The organism is Chamaesiphon sp. VAR_69_metabat_338, from assembly GCF_031423935.1.
In the GTDB taxonomy this organism is placed as follows: domain Bacteria; phylum Cyanobacteriota; class Cyanobacteriia; order Cyanobacteriales; family Chamaesiphonaceae; genus Chamaesiphon.
In genome coordinates this window covers 1-2,210 of record NZ_JANPGM010000099.1, presented here as the reverse complement: position 1 = coordinate 2,210, position 2,210 = coordinate 1, and the positions used below count along the sequence as shown (strand labels likewise).

At 47.5% G+C, this 2,210-nt stretch carries 1 protein-coding gene and 1 pseudogene; one reads left to right on the top strand and one right to left on the bottom strand.

Annotated features, from left to right (window positions below; translation table 11 throughout):
* A pseudogene (locus RMO84_RS02915) lies at nucleotides 1-661 on the bottom strand (hypothetical protein); the annotation flags it as partial.
* Between the two features lie 464 nt (nucleotides 662-1,125).
* On the opposite strand from RMO84_RS02915, the gene RMO84_RS02910 reads away from it, so the two are divergent.
* A partial coding sequence (locus RMO84_RS02910; RefSeq protein ID WP_310486950.1) for a phosphotransferase occupies nucleotides 1,126-2,210 on the top strand: 1,085 nt, incomplete at its 3' end.

Here is a 2,210-nt window from a genome sequence, read left to right as displayed (position 1 = left end):
CAACCATCACCAAACAAGCCGCCCCACAATCCGCCGCACTCTGTTGCGCGTAGAACGGATAATTCCCTAACTGTTTTTGCCACCACCGCGTAATTTGCCGAGTGGGTGAAGGGAAATAGGCTTTGACTTTGGCTGGTTCTGGGTTGGGCTGTTGCCAGCTATTATTAACAATCTGTTGCGGTGTCAGCACGACGGGAGAGATCGCACTTCCCGAACTACCTTCTTGATGCTGGGAGACTAATTGACGGTGCTGTTGGAGATGTGTCTCGATGTTCGGAAATTCTTGCCAGAGTTGTTCGATATCAGCCGCCAGCACGAATCCAACGATCGCCCCATGCGAATTCTTGGTTAGAGCAGCCTTGGCACTGTGGTTGGCTAAATGTGGCGGCTCAAACAGTCGATCGATCCCAAAGGTATCGCCGACCCCTAGTGCGACTAGTTTTTCATCGCGATCGTCAAATAACCGGACTTTACCAGCCAACACAATATACAAACCGATCGCATCGCTAGCCGAATGCCAGAAGCTTTGCCCTGCTGGGATTTCGGAGATCTGAATTCGCTCGTTGAGCCACTTTAAAGTCTGCTCCGGTAGCTGCTCGCCTAGTAGCGACTGCCACTGGTCGGCAGAAATATCGATCGATTGGGTGGTAGCGATGGGCATTGCTGGCTAAATATTGGCTGGTTATGGAGATCGAATACGCGATCGATCTGCTCGAAAGATCGACTACTCCCGCTCGTTCGACCAAAATACGTTTAGCCGATCCGCTGCTGCTCAAGCTTAATAGTTCCCAAATTGGCAGGGAAAAAGCACGAGCGCGATCATTTCAGTCGATCTGCATGTTGTCTATGGTTTTTTTATCGATCTAATCTAGGGATGAATCGCGAAATCAGTATTGTCTTGTCAGAAGTGAAACTTTAATATTGATAGCAATAATCCCCGTCAGATGCGGGCAATATAAGAGAGGTAAAACTCCACAATGACTAGTTTTGAAAGTCATAAAGCCAGCAAAAATTACACCAAATACTTAGTTGGCTGAGAATTAGATCGGCTCTCTAATGTTGTGACGAGCGACCCAGAATCTAGATGCCGAACCTAAACCGTGAGATCCGATCGCCAAGAATACGATGAACTTTATCCTAGATTCTGAGAATGTTTTAGCTTATCTCGCTCGACACCAGCTAGCAAACTTCGATCGGCAAACTACCAGCCTGACCAGATTAAATGCCAAAAATTTTAATATTTTAGTTAGTTCCCCAGATCGACAACCCCTGCTGGTAAAACAAGGAACTTCAGATGCTAATGGCCAACAATCTGACGAACTTTTTACAGAATGGCAACTGCAACAGCTGATCGATCGCCATTCCACATTAAGTGAATTGCGCGATTTTATGCCCCGTACGCTGTATGTCGATCGAGAGAATTCGATCGTGGTCAATCATTTCTGGGAAACTTATGACGATTTGCAAGCATATTATGACGATCGACAGGAATACGACCCAGACATCGCGATCGAGATCGGTCACAAAATCGGTCTAGTCCATCGGCTCACATACGATCGGAGCTGGCAGGAATTACTAGAAACTACTCTCGGTCAGCCCCGCAACCCCGCGCAGCGGGTTGTCCAGCATCTCCACAACCTGCATTCGGGTATCTTTGGAGTCGTGCCGATCGAATGTTGTCAGTTTTACAAGCTCTATCAGCAATATCCCAGTCTGGCAGCAGCCGTCGATCGACTCGCTCAAAATCATCAAGCGTGTTGCCTCGCGCATAACGATCTCAAGCTCAATAACCTGCTCATTCATCATTTAGAAACACCACCTACAAGCCGTATTCGGACGATCGATTGGGAGCGCGCTCGCTGGGGCGATCCGGCGGCGGATTTGGGCAATTTAATTAATAGTTATCTACAACTATGGCTAGAAAACTTAGTCGTCAGTAATGAATTAAGCTTGCAGGAATCCTTGCAGCTAGCGATCGTGCCACTGAGTAGTTTACAGCCAGTCTTATTAGCTCTAGTTCAAAGCTACCGCCAGACATTTCCCGCCATTTTTGTCGATCGACCAGACTATCTATCTCAAGTCCTCCAACATGCCGGTTTGTCCCTGATTCGCCGCATAGAAGTAATTATCGAAACCGATCTGACCTTCGATAATCGGGGGATTGCCATGTTGCAAGTTGCCAAACAGTTACTTTGTAACCCGATGGCTTT